The organism is Paenibacillus sp. 01T47 (assembly GCF_056398245.1).
On sequence record NZ_JBFTPA010000001.1, the window covers coordinates 686,478 to 705,687 of the forward strand.

Annotated in this window: 13 protein-coding genes; 10 read left to right on the forward strand and 3 right to left on the reverse strand. The window is 46.4% G+C overall.

What is annotated here, in order from left to right:
* The first annotated feature begins 34 nt into the window (after positions 1-34).
* From fumC to AC1DOV_RS02975, 7 genes are all read left to right on the forward strand, one after another.
* Positions 35-1,420 (forward strand): class II fumarate hydratase, encoded by a 1,386-nt coding sequence (fumC, locus tag AC1DOV_RS02945; protein ID WP_076268818.1) that lies wholly within the window; start codon positions 35-37, stop codon positions 1,418-1,420.
* 158 nt (positions 1,421-1,578) lie between these two features.
* Positions 1,579-3,510: an ABC-F family ATP-binding cassette domain-containing protein gene (locus tag AC1DOV_RS02950; RefSeq protein ID WP_477549128.1), complete on the forward strand. Its 1,932-nt coding sequence runs from the start codon at positions 1,579-1,581 to the stop codon at positions 3,508-3,510.
* 45 nt (positions 3,511-3,555) lie between these two features.
* Entirely contained in the window at positions 3,556-4,188 is a 633-nt protein-coding gene (locus AC1DOV_RS02955) for a fumarylacetoacetate hydrolase family protein (protein WP_477549129.1), read from the forward strand.
* Positions 4,189-4,324: 136 nt separating this feature from the next.
* Entirely contained in the window at positions 4,325-5,029 is a 705-nt protein-coding gene (locus AC1DOV_RS02960; protein ID WP_477549130.1) for a winged helix-turn-helix domain-containing protein, read from the forward strand.
* Positions 5,026-6,336 carry a sensor histidine kinase gene (locus tag AC1DOV_RS02965; protein ID WP_477549131.1) on the forward strand — a complete coding sequence of 437 codons (1,311 nt, stop codon included), beginning with the start codon at positions 5,026-5,028 and terminating at the stop codon, positions 6,334-6,336. Before AC1DOV_RS02960 ends, AC1DOV_RS02965 begins: the two co-directional genes overlap by 4 nt.
* A gap of 97 nt (positions 6,337-6,433) precedes the next feature.
* Entirely contained in the window at positions 6,434-7,120 is a 687-nt protein-coding gene (locus AC1DOV_RS02970; protein WP_475446220.1) for an ABC transporter ATP-binding protein, read from the forward strand.
* Positions 7,114-9,861, forward strand: coding sequence for an ABC transporter permease (locus tag AC1DOV_RS02975; RefSeq protein WP_477549132.1), 2,748 nt, complete (start codon positions 7,114-7,116; stop codon positions 9,859-9,861). The genes AC1DOV_RS02970 and AC1DOV_RS02975 overlap by 7 nt, the downstream gene beginning before the upstream one ends.
* 94 nt (positions 9,862-9,955) lie before the next feature.
* Here the strand turns inward: AC1DOV_RS02975 and AC1DOV_RS02980 are convergent, their stop codons facing one another.
* The gene (locus tag AC1DOV_RS02980) at positions 9,956-10,402 is read right to left on the reverse strand and encodes a Dps family protein (RefSeq protein ID WP_430055183.1); all 447 of its coding nucleotides are present in this window, start codon (positions 10,400-10,402) and stop codon (positions 9,956-9,958) included.
* 414 nt (positions 10,403-10,816) lie between these two features.
* Between AC1DOV_RS02980 and AC1DOV_RS02985 the strand changes: the two genes are divergently transcribed.
* Complete coding sequence (locus AC1DOV_RS02985; protein WP_477549133.1) at positions 10,817-11,836, forward strand: LacI family DNA-binding transcriptional regulator; 1,020 nt, start codon at positions 10,817-10,819, stop codon at positions 11,834-11,836.
* A gap of 146 nt (positions 11,837-11,982) precedes the next feature.
* Positions 11,983-14,274: an alpha-amylase family glycosyl hydrolase gene (locus AC1DOV_RS02990; RefSeq protein WP_477549134.1), complete on the forward strand. Its 2,292-nt coding sequence runs from the start codon at positions 11,983-11,985 to the stop codon at positions 14,272-14,274.
* A gap of 104 nt (positions 14,275-14,378) precedes the next feature.
* On the opposite strand, the gene AC1DOV_RS02995 is transcribed toward AC1DOV_RS02990, so the two are convergent.
* The gene (locus AC1DOV_RS02995) at positions 14,379-16,322 is read right to left on the reverse strand and encodes a glycoside hydrolase family 15 protein (RefSeq protein ID WP_477549135.1); all 1,944 of its coding nucleotides are present in this window, start codon (positions 16,320-16,322) and stop codon (positions 14,379-14,381) included.
* A gap of 4 nt (positions 16,323-16,326) precedes the next feature.
* On the reverse strand, positions 16,327-17,355 hold the full coding sequence (locus tag AC1DOV_RS03000; RefSeq protein ID WP_076268828.1) for a LacI family DNA-binding transcriptional regulator: 1,029 nt from the start codon (positions 17,353-17,355) through the stop codon (positions 16,327-16,329).
* Between the two features lie 495 nt (positions 17,356-17,850).
* Here AC1DOV_RS03000 and AC1DOV_RS03005 point away from each other — a divergent pair, with 495 nt between their 5' ends.
* Positions 17,851-19,161 carry a sugar ABC transporter substrate-binding protein gene (locus tag AC1DOV_RS03005; protein ID WP_441878547.1) on the forward strand — a complete coding sequence of 437 codons (1,311 nt, stop codon included), beginning with the start codon at positions 17,851-17,853 and terminating at the stop codon, positions 19,159-19,161.
* Positions 19,162-19,210: the final 49 nt, after the last annotated feature.

Here is a 19,210-nt window from a genome sequence, read left to right on the forward strand (position 1 = left end):
GAAAACACAATTGATTAAAGGAGTCGTTCAATTAATGGATTATCGTATTGAGAAGGACACAATGGGCGAGATTCAGGTTCCTGCGGATAAGCTATGGGGCGCACAAACGCAACGCAGCTTGCAAAACTTCAAAATTAGCGGTGAGCGCATGCCGATAGAAGTGGTGTATGCGATGGCTTATATTAAAAAAGCAGCCGCGCAAGCCAACGAGAAGCTTGGCGTTTTGGATGCAGCAAAGTCAGCGATTATTGGTGAAGCGGTAGACGAAATCGTTTCAGGCAAATGGGATGAGCATTTTCCATTAGTCGTATGGCAAACAGGCAGCGGCACGCAAACGAACATGAACGTGAATGAGGTTATTGCTAACCGTGCGAATAACTTGCTTGCAGAACGCGGAAGCGAAGTGCGCATCCACCCGAATGATGACGTAAACCGCTCACAAAGCTCGAATGATACATTCCCTGCAGCGATGCATATTGCTGGCGTAATTGCGCTCGAGGATCGCTTGCTTCCATCTCTTGATCTACTGAATGGCACGCTTCGCGCGAAAGCGGAGAAGTTTAACGATATTGTAAAAATCGGGCGTACTCATCTTCAAGATGCTACACCAATTACGCTTGGTCAAGAAATCAGCGGCTGGTACTCTATGCTGGACAGAACGCGCGCTATGTTAGTTCAAAGCGTAGAAACGATGCGCGATCTAGCGCTTGGCGGTACGGCAGTTGGTACGGGCCTTAACGCTCACCCTGACTTTGCAGTCGCAGTGGCGCAAGAAGTAACGGCACTTACGGGCAAAACATTTGTAACGGCAGAGAACAAATTCCACTCCCTTACAAGCCACGACCAAATCGTATACACGCATGGTGCCGTAAAAGCGCTGGCGGCTGATTTGATGAAAATTGCAAACGATGTAAGATGGCTGGCAAGCGGTCCACGCTGCGGCATCGGTGAAATTTCGATTCCAGAGAACGAGCCGGGCAGCTCGATTATGCCAGGTAAAGTTAATCCAACGCAAAGCGAAGCTTTGACGATGGCAGTATGCCAAGTGATTGGCAATGATACGGCTATTTCGATGGCAGCAAGCCAAGGAAACTTCGAGCTAAACGTATTCAAACCAGTTATCATCTATAACTTCCTGCAATCAGTAGCCCTTCTTGCTGATGGCATGGTTTCATTCAACGACAACTGCGCGGTTGGCATCGAGCCAAACGAAGCGGTAATCAAACGTAATCTAGATCAGTCGCTTATGCTGGTCACAGCGCTTAATCCGCATATCGGCTACGAGAATGCGGCTGCCATTGCCAAAAACGCTCACAAAAAAGGACTAACATTGAAGGAGTCGGCTATCGCGAGCGGCTTGCTTACTTCAGAGCAATTCGATGAATTTGTTCGTCCCGAGAACATGATCGGAAAGCGTTAATAAACAGCGAAATAAGAAAGGATCAGCTCTTGTCTCATGGGACAAGGTGCTGATTCTTTTTGCTGTACAGAGGTTCATGTTATGATATGGGCTTTTTATGGTATGATACGAGGGGCTGCAATCGCAGCAATACTATTCCAAAAAAGTAGGTTTGTCTCATGCATTTATTGTCTGTAGAACATATAACGAAGAGCTATGGCGAGAAGCTATTGTTCGAAAATGTAACATTTGGCGTAGAGGATGGCGACAAAGTCGGCATCATTGGTGTGAACGGCACGGGAAAGTCCACCTTTCTTAAGGTGATTGCGGGCCTAGAACAAGCTGACTCAGGCACAGTGTCGATCGGCAACCGGGTAACGGTTAGAATGCTGGCGCAGGATCCGGTATTTGCTCCGAACGAAACGACGCTGGAGCATGTGCTTGGCGGAGATTCTCCTCAGCTAAGAGCTGTGCAGGCTTATGCTGCGGCAATGGAAGCGATTGAGCTTAATCCAAGCGATGTAGCGCTGCAAGATAAGCTGATTAAGGCAAATCAGCTTATGGATGAATTTGATGCATGGCAGCTGGAGAGCGATGCGAAGATGGCGCTGTCAAAGCTTGGCATTAATGATTTTGAAGCGAAGGTAGAGACGCTGTCCGGCGGCCAGCGCAAGCGTGTCGCTATGGCTGCTGCTTTATTGCTTCCTTCCGATGTGCTCATTCTGGATGAGCCTACGAACCATATCGATAATGATTCCGTGGCTTGGCTCGAAGGCATGCTGCAAAAACGCAGAGGCGCATTGCTCATGATTACGCATGATCGGTATTTCCTTGATCGTGTCAGTAACCGCGTCATCGAGCTCGATAAAGGCCAAGCCCATTTCTATCAAGCAAACTACAGTCGTTTCCTTGAGCTGAAGCTGGACCGCGAGGAGCGGGAAGCTTCGACAGAATCGAAGCGTCAAAATTTGCTGCGCAATGAACTCGCTTGGATCAGACGAGGAGCTAAAGCAAGATCGACGAAGCAAAAGGCGCGTATCGATCGCTTTGAGGCGCTTAAGGCAGATGCACCGAAGCAAGCGGGCGGGAAGATGGACGTATCGGTAGCTTCGACTAGACTTGGCCGGAAAATCCTTGAAATGGAAAATGTGAAAAAAAGCTTTGGTGATCGGACGCTTATTCGCGATTTTAGCTATATTGCTGTTCCAGAGGACCGAGTAGGCATCGTCGGCCGCAACGGAAGCGGGAAATCAACGCTAATGAAGCTGATTACAGGGCAATTAACGCCAGACGAAGGAACCGTGGACCTTGGTACAACAGTCAAGCTGGGCTGGTTCTCGCAAGAGCATGAAGAGATGGATCAATCTTTGCGGGTGATCGAATATATCCGCGAGGGCGCTGAGCAAGTAAAGACGGCTGATGGCTCGACCATATCGGCGGGACAAATGCTGGAGCGTTTCCTATTCTCCCCTACGATGCAGTGGACACCGATTTCGAAGCTGTCCGGCGGCGAGAAGCGCCGCTTGCAGCTATTGCGCGTGTTAATGAATGCGCCGAATGTGCTGCTGCTCGATGAGCCGACGAATGACTTGGATATTTCCACACTTACAGTGCTGGAGGATTATCTTGACGATTTCCCGGGCGTGGTGTTCGTTGTCTCTCATGATCGTTATTTCCTTGATCGGACAGTAGACAAGATTATCGCGTTCGAGGGCAATGGCGTGATTGCACATCACACCGGCAACTATTCGGATTACCAAGCGTTTGTTGAGAAATACGGCTCTGGAACTACGCCATCAGCGGTTGCAAAAGCGGCTTCGAGCGCAGAGGTGAAAAGTACAGAAGCGGCTGCGAAACCCGCGGTTAAGGGACGTACACTCAAAATGTCCTACAAGGATCAAAAGGACTTTGAGCAAATTGATGGCTGGATTGAGGCTGCGGAAACCGAGATCAGTGAAATCGCCTCACGCATGGAAGCTGCAAGCAGCGATTCTGCTCGTCTCCTAGAGCTGGCAGCAGAGCAGCAGCAGCTGGAAGAAAAGCTGGAGAAGCTAATGGACCGCTGGGCAGAACTGAATGAATTGGCTGAGCAAATTGCTGCCCAGAAGTAAACGAAACCGATTTAACTTAGTTGAAATAGAAAGGCGGCATTGTTCATGAGCAGCAATGAGATTCGTAATATTTATTGTATCGGTCGAAATTATAAACTTCACGCTTTGGAGCTTGGCAATGAGGTGCCTGATAAGCCGCTCGTGTTTACAAAGCCGTCGCATGCCATTGTTCCAATGGCAGGCAACACCGTTGATCTTCCCGGTAATGTAGGCGAGGTACACTTTGAGCTTGAGATCGTACTGCGGATTGGCCGTGCGTATGAGCCGGGCATCGATCCAGAACAATGCATTGACGGCATGGCGCTTGGTTTGGACTTAACACTTCGTGACGTTCAGTCCAAGCTGAAGGCTAAGGGACAGCCATGGCTTGCGGCCAAAGGGTTTAAAAACTCAGCTCCGCTTGGTGAATGGCTTCCTTATCCAGGTGCAGCGGCTCTTGCTGAAAACGAGTTTGTTCTCTTGCGAAATGGCGAAGAGGCGCAGCGCGGCAAAGCCAGCGATATGTTATTCAGCGTATCGGAGCTGATTCAATTCGTAGGAGAGCATTACGGGCTTGGCGCCGGCGATCTTCTATTCACAGGAACGCCAGCAGGGGTGGCTGCTTTGCATGACGGTGACCAGCTGCAAGCATTATGGGCAGGCACAGTTGTAGGCAGCTGCGGCGTAAAGCTTGTATAAGATCATTTGATTGTCATTTCGCGGCAGCGAGTATGTTTAGCGAACATCCATAGATTTGTATGAAAAGACAGTTCTTCCCTACTTGGAAGAACTGTTTTTTTATGCAACAATTTATTTAGGGGAGTGTGAGTGTAAGATGAAAGTCGTTTGGATTGAGGATGAGCAGCAGCTGCTTCAGGAATGCGCTGATTATTTGCGGAAAGAATCGGTGGAGGTTTATGGCGCTTCCACATTGACCGAAGCGGAGCCGCTCATTAAGCAGATGAATCCGGATTTGCTGCTAGTAGATTGGATGCTGCCCGGTGGAGTAAGTGGAATAGACATTTGCAAGCGTAATGAAAAAGAGTGGAAGCTGCCCTTCATTATGGTTACAGCCAAGGGTGATGAATTCGATAAGGTGCTGGCACTGGAGCTTGGCGCGGACGATTATTTGACGAAGCCGTTTGGGCTTCGTGAACTAAGTGCGAGAATTAAAGCGGTTATGCGCAGAGCAAGCAAGCATGGCGAGCCATCCCTTCCTGCGCCTGATGAATCGATTATTTATAGAGGACCGCTCATGCTCGATCAGCAGCGCTTCACAGCTGTGCTCAATGAGCACAAACTTGACTTGACCCGTACTGAATTTTTGCTGCTGTGGAAGCTCGCGGCAAATCCAGGCAGAGTGTTTACACGAACACATTTGATGGATGAGGCGCTTGGCGACGGTTTTCTCGGTTATGAGCGAACGCTCGATTCACATATTCGCAATTTGAGGCGTAAGCTGGAAGGCGGCGATGAGAAGCGTGAGCTCATTCAAACCGTGTATGGAGTTGGCTATCGTTTTACGGAGGAAGTACTGTGAAGAGCTATAGCAGTATAAGCATGCAGCGTGAGAAGCTTAGATTAGTTTACATATGTATGATTGCTGTCATTGTTGCATTTATTTGTACCTTATGGATGATGAACAGCATCGATCGGACTGAGCTTAAGAAGACGCAGCTGTTTTGGAATGGATACGCTAAGCTTTTTTATGAGACGACGGGAAGCTGGATCGGTCTTGAGGATCGGCTTCAGCATGATCGTTACATGATTTCCGGACACAAGTCGCTGTCCATTATCGTTTATGACAAAGATGCAATAACCGAGATAGCCACGCTGGTCATTAAGCAAAATACGGATAAAGACGAGCGGAAAATAGCCGTACTCTCAAATGGCTCGATTGTCGGGTATACGCAGGTATCGACTACAGCTCAGAAACTTATAAGTATGAGAATGGTATTGCCGCCGCTGTTGCTCGCTATGTTGATATACAGCATTGGATTATGGGTTATTCAACGCTCGCACAATGTTTCAAAACAAACGGAGCGGCGAATAGCGGCGTTAATTTGGGAGCGAGCCTCTTTATCAGAAAATAATCGTATAGACGGGGACATGCATCTCACGGATGCGCTCGATCAAATAGATGAACTTGCGCGGCGCGTAGAACGCCTAGAAACGGTTAGGCGAACGATGGTAGCTGACATTGCTCATGAGCTTCGAACGCCGATTGCAGTCATGCGGACGCAGCTGGACCATGCTATTCAGGAGGGACTGCCGCTGCCATTAGCGCGTACTGTATCGCTTCATGATGAGACGCTGCGTCTGACTAAGTTAGTTCGTGATTTACAGGAGCTGTCGTTAGCGGAATCTGGCCATTTGTCCTTAAGCAAAAGCTGGTTTTCACTTACCGAGCTAGCTGCGGCGGTTGCTGAGACGCTTGTCGTTCAATCGGATGAACATACGGTACAGACAACGATACATATTGAGCATGATATTCGTATCTATGCGGATGAAGCAAGAATCAGACAAATTATTATTAATTTGATTGGGAATGCGCTGCAGCATGCACGCCATGAGCTGCGAATCGAGCTCCGCTTAGAAGCTGGATATGCGGAATTGGCGATTATCGATGATGGTTTGGGTATTGAAGAGGAGGAGCTTGCTTTTGTTTTTGACCGCTTTTACAGAGGAGCTGGGCAAGCTAGAGCAAGCAAACGCGGCTCAGGGCTGGGCCTTGGGCTCGCTATAGCGAAGCAATTCGCGCATGCCCACAGCGGAACGCTTGATGTGTCGAGCAGCTATGGCAAAGGAGCTGCTTTTACATTAAGCCTCCCCATTATAAAAGACTAGCCATCTGCACAAGTTCTGCATATTTGCTCCATTAAGAATGCATATCGATTTGATAAAGTGATAGCATTCAATGGAACAAGGGGTGAGATTTGAAGAAATGATAAAGATAAAAGAATTATGCAAGACGTATGGCAAGGGAGAAGCAGCGGTCAGAGCGCTGAGGGACGTATCTTTTACAATTACTAAAGGAGAAATGGTATCCATTACGGGTGCCTCCGGTTGCGGCAAATCAACGCTGCTGCATATTATGGCTGGCATCGAGTCCAGCGATAAAGGTGAAGTATGGATTGGAGATGCGCCCATCCATTCATGGGAAGACGAAAAGATCGCTAAGCTGCGGCTTGCGAAGATGGGGTTCGTGTTTCAATCCTATCATCTCATACCGGTGCTGAATGCTTGGGAGAATACGGCGCTGCCGCTTATTGCCGCTGGCAGTGATGCCAATAAGGCCAAAGAGAGAGCGTTTGAAGCGCTCAAAGAGGTTGGGCTGTCTGATAAAGCTAATCAATATCCTAATCAACTATCGGGCGGTCAGAATCAACGAGTTGCTATCGCTAGAGCTATTGTGGGGAGACCCGATATCATTTGGGCAGATGAGCCTACAGGCGCGCTTGATACGGAAACGGCGGATCAAATCATTGGCATGCTGGAGATGCTCAATCGCCATTACAACACAACGATCGTTATTGTGACGCATGATCAACAAGTAGCTAACCGAACATCACGCACCATTCGCTTGCAAAACGGACGTGTTATCCATGATGGGGGCGTTTCGTCATGCTAACGTCTCGTCTTGTATGGCGAATGGCGCTGAGTCATTTGAGAAAACAATGGAAGCAGACGTTGATCACGATAATGGCTGGCGCCATCGGGGCCATGCTGATCGCCATTAGTGCTGTAAACTATGAATCGGTCGAGCGAAGCGGGGCAGCTTGGATTGAGAAGCATCTAGGCCCGATCAACTGGAAGCTAACGCCGGAGAAGCTTAATTCTGAAGGCTTCTCAGCGCAAGAGGCTGCATTTTTAATAGACTTCTCTCGAAAAAGCGATTATACAATTCTTCCCTATGTAAAAGCGGAAGCGGCTGTTTTTGCTGAGGCTGCAAATACGGGTGAACAATCCATCCTGAAAAATATACTGTTTATGGGCTTCTCTATGGAGGAAGCTGCTAGGTTTGATCCTGCATTTGAAGACTTATGGACAAATGGCTTGACTGACGATGAGCTTATTATTAACCGTGACATAGCCAAGCTTCTGCATGTTGATGTCGGTGACGCGCTTAAGGTTTCTGTCTCGGGCAAAGATAAGTTATTTCGCATTCGAGCGGTAGTAGAGCAGCGGGGACTCACTGGCTACCAAGAATATGGTGCATTTGCCGGTACAATAATCGGTACGGAGCAAGCAGTGCGTCAAATGTCTGGCCAAGCTGGAGATGGCTATGAGGCTATACTTGCGGGAAGCACTGATCCATCTGTAAACTTGGGCGGCATGTTTTTTGTTTCAGGCCAGACATACAATGTAGAAAATTTAAAGAGCAAATATAAAAATGAAGTCGATGATATGAACTATTCGATCATTATTGGCATGATCAGTATTGTAGCCGTTATATCGAGCATGCTGTTTATGCGGCAGGTGCTGGTCATGATTGGCGATTCCAGGCGGGAGATGTACGGTATTCTACGAGCAATCGGATTCTCGCGAGACAATATATCTGCTATGTTCATGGTTGAAGCGCTCTTGCTGTCAGTAGCTAGTGCGCTGCTTGGTACGCTAATTGGGTTGTCTGGCGGTTATGGTTTGATACAATTTTTTTATAGCTTCTATGCTGCGGATTTGTCTCAAATGGCCGGTCTCGTTGTGCCGATTACAGCTCATGTTTCAATCCTAACAGCAGCAGCTGTATTCGCAGCAACCTTGCTGTTTCTTCTTTTCATTTCTGGATTAACAGCTCGCAAAGCAAGCAGGTTCAATATTGTTGAAGCGCTGCGAGGGCCTTCAGCGGACGGCGGGACCTTGCGAGCGAGAGGGTGGAAACGAACGCGTAACCGCTGGGTAATCGCTGCGGGTTTATCCGCTACTTGTGTTCATTTTATATTTGCATTTATCGATCCGCCAGAATTAACGAATGACAACATGCTTACCATTGTGCTTACTTGGATAGCATCCGTGTTTACAGTGTTATTTATCGCGCTTAATGTAGTGGGGAAAATGACTGTCCCGCTGCAAAAGCTGCTGCGGTTTATTGGTGTTCCGCCGATATCCATGCTCCTCGCTGTTAAATACCCGAATCAACATAAAGGACGAACGTACACAGCATCGCTTTTATTTGCACTTGTTATGATGTTGATTACATTTTTGGTTGGCATTACGCAGCTTTTACAAGCTAGCGGGAATGTTGATCGCATAAATCAAACCGTCTTAGGTTTTGGTGGTTATGCTGTATACCAATCTGAGCTGGAGAAGGATAAAATTGAAGCGGTTGCCGCTGCTGACCCGTTGATACAGGAGCATATGAAGGGGAAAGTTGTCGTGGAGCCTTATATGCTTAGTATGCAGGAGAACGGCATAGCTCAAGCTATTATACCCGTTACGAAGGAGCTCCTGCTTAATAACAACTTTGCATTAAATGCACGATCACCAGCGTTCTCAAGCGATGCTGAAGCATGGCACGCTGTACTGAATGATCCTGCATATGTGATCCTGCCTGACTATTATAAAGAGAAGTTTCCTGAGCAATTATTGAATCTCAAGGCAGGCGATAAGATTACGCTTCCTGTATATAAAAGCAAGCTCCGATCGAGAGAAGAAGCTTGGGTTCCCGAACAGAAACGAGATTTCATTATCTCTGGTTTTTTAAATAACGACGCAGCTTCCGGATTAATAGATTTCTATGGCACAACCTTGATGAACAAAAAAGTTGTAGATGAGCTGCGTCCGCTGGGTCACAAATGGCCCAACCAAACCGATCTTGGTTTCGTTTTATTCCAATTTGATTATAAAGACATTAAGCTGGCTAAGGAGCTGGAGGAAAGATTTGCACTTGAAGGCGTGTTGGCCTTTCATGTTCCTTATGTACAAAATACAGCGGAGCAATTGATTAATAAACAAATTGGCTATGGATTCATAGGTTTTACGGTTATATCCGCTCTTATTGGTTTGCTAGGTCTTGCGATTATTTTGTTTAGAGCCGTGCGCGAGCGGAGCAAACAGATCGGAATGATGCGCTGCATCGGCGTTCCCGGAAAGTCCATATTTTGGATGCTGTTTATTGAAGGTTTTGTTATAAGCTTGATGGGTTTGTTGTCAGGCTTAGCGATAGGCCTTAGCGGGGTTCATATGTTTGTCGAGAGTGTGAAAGCGGATTTGAAAGGCGATAAGTCGGCACTCCTATATGAGTATCCATTCGATATTGTTTTTCCCATTATAGCTGGCTTGCTGCTGGCCTCTCTTCTCATTAATATTACGCCAGCTAGAGCAGCACTCAAGCTCAAAGCGGTTGATGTTCTCAAAATGAACAGCGATTAATAATGGATGTATCAGGCTAGAACACTAAGCAAATAAAGGAGCTTCGACAGTGAGTATACTGCCGAAGCTCCTTTTTGCATAGGACGTGCAACAATTATTTGCCATTAAAAGCGGTAAGCATCCATACATGCTTCTCAAGTGTCGTATGAATAGCAAGGAGCATGTCGGCTGTTGTTTCGTCGTCAGCCTTTTGTGCGGCCTCCATGCCGTCTTTCAGTTCACCGATTACGGTTGTAAAATCTTTAATCAATTGCTCAACCATTTGCGTAGCATCTTCCTTATTGGATGCTTCTTCAATGCTTGAAGTTTTCAAATAATCTTTCATGGTTGCGATAGGCGTACCCTTCACGGCAAGCAAGCGTTCAGCGATTTCATCGACATGAAGCGCAGCTTCTTCATAAAGCTCTTGGAATTTTGCATGCAAAGTGAAAAACTGAGAGCCCTTTACGTACCAGTGATAATTGTGCAGCTTGATGTAAAGTACGCTCCAGTTGGCGATTTGGCGATTCAAATGTTGTTGTACAGTTGTAGGTGTTGTCATAATGATCATCCTTTCTGATGGTAGTTTGCGCTATTTGCAGTCAGTGAATACAAAAATGGAAAGGTTGATTGCAAATTCTGAATTAAATTAGACTAACTCCTTGTTTATAATTATTACAAACTAGAAGATGTCTGTCAATATGTATACACCATTTTGTTAGAGTTGAAACATCTTATTGGCATTGAAGCTCATTTTTCTTTTTATTACAGAGTAGAAGAAGCCATCTGACCGGATAAAGTAGAGCGCTTACAAAATAATGATTGACAGAAATATACAGGATAAAATATAGTATGAATTATTAAATGAAACGTTTAATCAATTATATATTAATTTCATATATATCCTAATATAAACTCTTTGTTCATAAGTCTTTTACGTAGATGAAACGTTTAATTATTGTAAAGGTGGTTCGTCATGAGTCAGGAACGAATAACGATTAAAGACGTTGCTAAACGCGCAAAAGTATCGATTGCTACAGTATCCAACGTGCTGAATGGAACAGGCAGAGTAGCGCCTAATACGGTTCAGTCGGTTCAAGCAGCTATCGCTGAGATGAACTTCACGCCAAGCATGTCCGCTCGCAATTTAAAGGATAAGAAATCATCGCTAATAGCGGTCATTGTCCCTTTTTTGGAGAAAGGCAGGCTGCATGACAATCCGTTTTATTGGCAGCTTGTTACGGGCATTGAAGAAGGAGCACGGAACGAGAAGCTGCATGTGCTTCTTGTCGGGGTGGAGCCGGATGAAACCTTTTCATTCGTTCGTGAACGCCATTTGGATGGTTTGATCATTATTGGCGTATTTGAGGGTTCACCGATATACGAGCGAATTTTAGATTTGAATGTGCCTTGTGTATTTATGGATAGTTATTTAAAAAACGATGAGCTGTACCAAGTTGGGTTGGATGATGAGCTTGGCGGTTATATCGGAACAAAACATCTGTTATCGCTTGGACACCAGAACATCGCATTATTGACCGGGACACTGCTGGAAGAAGGCGTTAATCACAGACGGTGGCTCGGCTATAAGAGAGCGCTGAAAGAAGCGGGATTGACCTACCAAAGCGACTATGTTTTCGAGGTTCCTACCTCATCCATTGGCGGTTATCGCACTGCATCTCAAATCGCTTCAAGAGGACAGGAGCTAACGGCTGTATTCGCTTTATCGGATGTTCTCGCTATTGGACTAATTAAAGGCTTGCATGATCTTGGTATCGTTGTGCCGCGTGATGTGTCCGTAATGGGTTTTGACGATAATCAAAACAGCCATTATATGGTGCCCGGCTTAACGACCGTTCATCAGGATATTGTGCTCAAAGGACAGACGGCTGTGAAATTGCTGACTGCACAAATGGATAAGGATGCTGCTGTCGATCGCAAGGTCGTAATTGGAGTCGAGCTGACCATTAGGCAAAGCACAGCAGTAAAGAAATGAACAGAAGCAGCGCGATGACTTGCAGTCTATGAAGGGGGGGATGCCAAACTTCTAGGAGCCTAGGTGAAATCATGCGTCTAAACGGAGGGTATTTTTTGAACTAGGCAATAAATCTGCATTTCAAAATAGTGGGGAGTGTTGAATGGATGAAGGTTATAGGGAAAAGGTTAGCTTTGTTCGTATTAGCAGCAGCACTTGTATTGCCGGCAATTAGTGTTAATCCAAGAGAAGCAGAGGCATTAACCGCATCGTCCGCGCTTAGTCCAGTTACGCCAAAGGATACGGTGTACCAAATTATTACGGATCGATTTTATGATGGCAACACAAGCAATAATATCCCTGCTGGCTCCTCCGCTGCTTTATTTGATGATGCGAATGGCGATGGCAAAGGGGATGGCAATGATTTAAAGCTTTATCAAGGCGGAGATTGGCAAGGGATTATCGACAAAATTCCTTATTTGAAAAATATGGGTGTAACAGCTGTTTGGATATCCGCACCTTACGAGAATAGAGATACTGTAATTGAGGATTACCAGCCTGGCGGCAGCATGAATAAATGGACGAGCTTCCATGGGTATCATGTCCGCAATTATTTTGCAACGAATCAGCATTTTGGGCTGATGAAGGACTTTGAGAATCTTCGTGATGCTCTCCATAATCAAGGAATGAAGCTGGTCATTGATTTTGTAACGAATCATACGAGCCGCTGGCAAAACCCGACTAACGGCAATTCTCCAGAAGACGGCAAGCTCTATGAGCCGGATAAAGACGCAAGCGGCAATTATGCCTTCAATGCTGCTGGCAACCCTTACGATTACAACAATGATGGCAAAATAGAAAATTTAATCGCCGACCCGAATAATGATGTAAACGGCTGGTTTCACGGATTAGGCGATCGCGCAGGCGACAATTCTCGTTATGGCTTCCGTCATAAGGAGCTCGGCTCGCTTGCGGATTTCTCGCAAGAGAATGCCAATGTAGTTGCGCATTTGGAGAAGGCAGCGACGTTCTGGAAATCGAAGGGCGTTGATGGCTTCCGCCATGATGCAACGCTGCATATGAATCCTGCATTTACAAAAGGCTTGAAAGATGCCATTGACTCCGCTGCAGGCGGACCGCTCACTCATTTTGGTGAATTTTTTATCAGCAGACCTGACCCGAAATATGATGAATTCCGTACCTTCCCTGACCGTACGGGCGTGAATAATCTTGATTTTGAATTTTATCGTTCTGCAACAAATGCTTTCGGCAACTTCTCCGAGACGATGTCTACTTTCGGTAATATGCTGACACAAACGAGCGCCGATTATTCCTATGAGAATCAAGCGGTAACATTCCTCGACAACCACGACGTTACGCGGTTCCGCTATATTCAATCGAACAATAAGCCTTATCACGCTGCGCTCGCAACGCTTATGACATCACGTGGAACACCAAATATTTATTACGGTACGGAGCAGTATATGTCCTCCGCGGACAGCAGCGATATTGCTGGCCGTTCATTTATGCAGAAGGCGGCTGCTTTCGATGAGACGACAACTGCTTTCAAAGTGATCAAGAATCTATCGGCATTGCGCCAGTCCAACGAAGCGATCGCTTATGGTACAACTTCTATCCTGTACAGCACAGACAATGTTCTCGTTTATCAGCGTCAGTTCTACGACAAGCAAGTGATTGTCGCTGTAAATAGACAGCCAGATATTTCGTATACGGTTCCTGCAATTAATACAACGTTGCCGGTAGGAACATACACAGATGGATTGTCCGGCCTGCTAATGGGCGCGTCGAATACGGTTACGAGCGTATCAGGTCAAAATAAAATTTCCAGCTTTACGCTCTCAGGCGGCGAGGTTAACATTTTGGCATACAATCCATCGCTTGGCACTACCGTTCCAAGAATCGGAGATGTAGTTTCTACCTCAGGACGCCCAGGCAATACCGTTTATATTTACGGAACGGGCTTAGGCGGTACGGCTACCGTGAAATTCGGTACGGCTGCTGCAACGATCGTTTCCAACAATGATACGTTTATCGAAGCTGTCGTTCCAGCTGTAGCTGCCGGTTCAAGCAGCATTACGGTTACGAAAGGGACAAATGTCAGCAATAGCTTTACTTACGAGGTACTGTCGGGTGATCAGGTGCAGGTCATCTTTAAGGTCAACGCTACAACGGCAGTTGGACAAAATATTCATATCGTCGGCAGCATTCCTGAGCTTGGCAGCTGGGATGCAGCTAAATCGACGGAAGCGATGATGAATCCGAACTATCCAGTATGGTTCCTGCCAGTAAGTGTGCCGAAAGGGACGACCTTCGAATTCAAGTTCATTAAGAAGGACAGTCTCGGTAATGTTATCTGGGAGAGTGGAACGAACCGCTCGTTTACTTCTCCTGCGAGTTCGACAGGCACGTCTGACACTGCCGTCTACAATTGGTCTTGATGTAAATCAGCAGCGCGGAATTCAAGCATAAAAAACCCCGACGGTTCAAGCAGCCGTCGGGGTTTGATGTATTTGAGATTCTTTAAAATCGGATAGAGCAGGTTTTACTTTGCTTCTGCATCCGCAAGCATGAAAATCGTCAATATAAACATGGCATGCGACCAAGTAAGCGGGACAACCCAAGCGGTTTCGCCGGTGTTTTTGTCTACTTGCTCTGGCAGGAGGCCGGTCTCTGTGCGATGGTCCATCGCCCACTTCAGCAATTGCTTCGCTTCATCTATGCTGCCGGTTTGAATGCGATAGTGAGCAAGCCATAAAGTAGTGAGAATCCATGGGTTACCGCCAATATAGATATCGTCCTCATAACGCTTAATGCCGCCGACGCCTGGTACAGTCAATGCAGCTTCAACTGCATCTGCAGTGCGGCGCATGGATTCATCATCTGCCGCTACCGCTCCAAACGGTACAGCGATGCCAAGCAGGCTGATATCGATTACAGCATCATGATCGAGAACATGCTTCTTGTAGCCTTTATTGCCCTCAGTCACATAACCAGTTGAGCCAGCTGCCAAGGCTTGCTCGTATTTGCCTGCGTTTACTGTTAGGTCAACTCCGCGGTAGAATCGGCCGCCTTCCTCGTTCCAGCATAGCTCTTTGATCGCTGCTGAAATCCGCTCCGCAGCAGCCGTCCATTCAGCTGCAAGCTCAGGTCTGCCTGCTAGCTCGGCAAAGCTCGCTGCTGCCGTCAACCCGCCGTATACAGCGGCAGAGGAGTACGTATGCGATGCTTCACGCTCTTCCCACAGGTCGATGCTAGGCTTCGGCAAGCCGCTCTCTGCATCGAGGAAGCTCATCAAGAAGGATGCGCCTTTCTCTACAGCAGGCCATACCTGCTTAGCGAAATCAGAGTCCTTTTTCTCCAAATAATGCTGCCACATTCCCCAAAGAATCGACGAGCCTTCATCAATTTGCAAACCCCATGACGGCGCTAAGCTGCCATCATGATAATGCCGCTGCTGCCATGAACCATCTGGTGATTGCGCAGAAAGCGTCCATGCATAGAAGCTGTCGGACAGAGCGCCAAGACCTGCTTTATCAAGCGCAGTTGTAATGAATGCGGCATCTCGGCCCCAGCAGTAGGAATAACCCCCGCAGCGCGTGAAATTTTCATCGAATTCTGGAGCAGCGATAATGCTGCCCGTTTGCTCATCGGACATGAGCTTGAACATAAGCAGGGATCGGTCATATAGATCTGAGATTTCGTTGTCGTCAATCGGACAAGGGGCAGCGGCAGCCAAAAATTCATGCCAGTAGGTAGTCGTTTCTTGGACCCATTCTGCGCTTGTTTTGCTTTTTGCAGTACGCATTTGTTGCAGTACGCTTTCTTCATCATGGCCGGCTGTTATATAGACGGGAATCGTTACAGATGCGCCTGCTGCAAGCTCATTGATACGCCAGTTCAATGCACCATCTGGCTTCATATCAATGTTGTTGCCGTTTAACTCACCATGCTGAACGTTATCCCAGTTGATTCCTGATTGATAACCTGTGCATACGTTTGCACTTGAAAGCGCAAAATAATACTTATGGCGGAAATGAACCAAGGAATCTTCAGCGGCATTAAACATTGTTGTGTTATATAGATTATTCTCGCTTACGAGAAAAGAAGAGTGAACGATAAACGAGAAGGAAGCAGGTTGATCGCTGACGTTTGTGAACGTGTATTCACGAACGATAATATCTTCGCCCGGAACAGCAAAATGCAAGCTGTCCACTTGAACGGGCTGTTGTTCAGTACGAGCATTCACTTGCAAAATGTTTGTTTTTGCAACATATGCCGTCTCATGAGTGAAGCCGTTCGTTTCTTCATCGAACCAGGAAACAGGGGATTGCGCCCACTGAATTCCTGTGCGGATAGCGTCTACATGCTGCGGCAAATCAATGTTCGGCCACCACAGGCGATACATTTTGCCTGTGCGGCCAAGCGATGCGAGAAACTTTGAATTGCCGATAATGGCATCCACTAAAAATGGTTTTTTATTTGACATGCTGTCAACTCCTCTTGGATACGGTTTGAATCGATGATTCGCGAACGATCAGCCGATGCGGAATAATCATTCTGTTCTGGTGTATGCTTTCTTCTTGGATAAGACGAATCAACATTTGTGATGCGGTATAGCCGAGCTGATAGGTTCCGATATCTATCGAGCTGATCGGCGGTGTTGCAAGTTCGGACAATGCAATGTTATTGAAACTTACGATGCTAAGATCATCAGGCACCTTGTACCCAAGCTCTGTCAGGCCGCGCAATACGCCGAATCCGACCACATCATCGATGACAACAAGGCCGCTAGGCCTTTCAGGCAGGCTCATCATAAATGACATGGCACGATAGCCGCTTTGCTGAAGAAACTCGCCTTCAACGATCCATTCGGATCGAACAGGCAAACCGGCTTCGGACATGGCTCTGCGGTAGCCTTCCATCCGGTCATGTGCAACGGTTAATGATGGCGGACCGCTAACAAAACCGATTCTTTCATGGCCTTGGACAATGAGATGCTGCGTCGCATCATAAGCTGCTTGCTCATTGTTATTATCGACTGATAATATATTAGGCCGATTTTCTGTGCGGCCTATTAATACAGTAGGAAACTTATGTTTGTCCAATAGGTCGATTAAAGGGTCATTTACCCGAGAGGATAACAAGATAACGCCGTCAACTCGTCTACCGAATACAAGACGCGATACGGTTTCCGTCTCGTCGCTTGGCGACGTCGCTGCGGTAAGCAGCATATCGTATCCCGCTCTTGTTGATTGCGTCAGTATTCCGCGAAGCAATTCACCGAAGAAAAAGTCCTGAAACAGCTCTTCAGCTGGTCGAGGCAGCATAATGGCTAAGGTTTGTGTTGTTTTTGATACCAGACTCTTCGCCATCACGTTAGGATGGTAGCCCATTTCTTCCATATACCGTTTGACCTTCTGAGAGGTTGCCTTGCTAATTCTAGGATGATTAGAGACGACTCTTGATACAGTGGAAGGAGATACCCCTGCAGCTTTTGCAATATCTTTAATGGTTACCATATTAAGTTGAACCCCCACCCGCGCAAACGTGCTTGCTTTATATGCTTCATCCTAATGCAACTGTTGCCTAAAAGTAAATATATATCTAAAGTAAGCGTTTCACAAATATTGAAAAACTGAATGAGAAGGAGAATATCGAAGAAAATTGAAGATAACTCCGTATTTAAGCGGAATATTGAACTGTGCAAACGTTTTAACAAACCGTGCACCTTGTTGTATGATGAATCCACGAATAGAACGCTTTCAAAACAATTCCACCATGTTTTCAGCTGTGAAACGGCATAAAAACCGCTCACAAATTATTTTCTAGTATGATTTGTACAAACGTTTGCGCATTGTTGAGCTTACCAATTTATGATGGAAGTAAGCTTTTCAGAACGATGAATAAAACGTTTGTGCGAATGCAGCCTATTAGAAAAGAGCTTGAGGAATTGTTGGAACGCCGCGAATTCAAAAAAAAGGCATGAAACACATTATGGAGGGGGATCACCTAGCATGAAAAAGTGGTTTGTAATGTCATTAATCACAGCCTTGTTTATCGTTTCCGCTTGTGGTGGAACAAATAAGGCAGAAAACACAGAGAAAACTGGAAATGCAACAAATGCTCCAACGAATAATACACCTGCTAACGAAGGTACTGCATCAGAAGAAATCGTTCCTGAAGAAGGCGCATCACTGCTTATATGGGAAAGTAAAGAGGAACGTCCTTTCGTTGAAGCCATCGCGAAGGAATTCACTGCAAAATACGGCATTGAAATTAAATTCGAGGAAATCGGCGCAGGCGATCAAGTAAACAAGCTGGTTACAGACGGCCCTGCAGGTCTTGGCGCTGACGTTGTTCTTTTCCCTCATGATAACCTTGGTAAAGCAGTAACAGCTGGATTGGTTTTGCCAAATGACTACTATGAAGAGCAATCAAGAAGCGCAAACTCGGAAATTGCAGTAAATGCAGTATCTTATGACGGCGTGCTTTATGGATACCCGCGCTCGGTAGAAACATACGCATTGTTTTATAACAAAGCACTAATCAAAGAAGCTCCAAAAACGTTTGATGAGGTAGTAGCATTCTCGAAAACGTTCAACGATACGAAAAACAACAAATACGGTCTTATGTGGGATGTAGGAAACTTCTACTTCAGCTATCCGTTCATCTCAACTGGCGGTTATGTATACGGCGATAACGGTCAAAACAAAGACGATATCGGCCTTAACACAGAAGGCGCAATCGCTGGTTTGAAATACTACGGTTCATTGAAAGACAGCATTTTGCCGCTTAACTCTGGCGATATCAACTACGATATTAAAAAAGGTTTGTTCATCGGCGGTACACTTGCAATGGATATTAACGGACCTTGGACTATCGGCGATTACAGAAACGCTGGCATCGATTTCGGCGTAGCTCCATTGCCTAGCATCAACGGCCAACCGGCTTCTTCCTTCTCAGGCATTAAAGCTTGGTATGTTAACTCATTCTCGAAATACCCGAATGCAGCACGTCTATTCTCTTACTATGCATCTACAAAAGAAGCTCAGTTGAAAAACTTTGAACTGACAGGCGCTATTCCTGCGAACACAGAAGCAGCAGCAGATCCTACTGTACAAGGCAATGAAGTGGTAAAAGGTTTCTTGGAGCAATTCAACCAATCGACGCCAATGCCTTCCATCCCTGAGATGGGCAATGTATGGACTCCTATCGGAGCAGCATTCTCTGACGTATGGAACTCCGGCAAAGATGCAAAAGCAGCTTTAGACAATGCCGTGCAACAAATTAAAGACGCTAACAACGGCGCAGCGGCATCGAAATAACATCATATCAACGGTTTCACCCGCCGAATTCCTTCGGCGGGTGAACCGA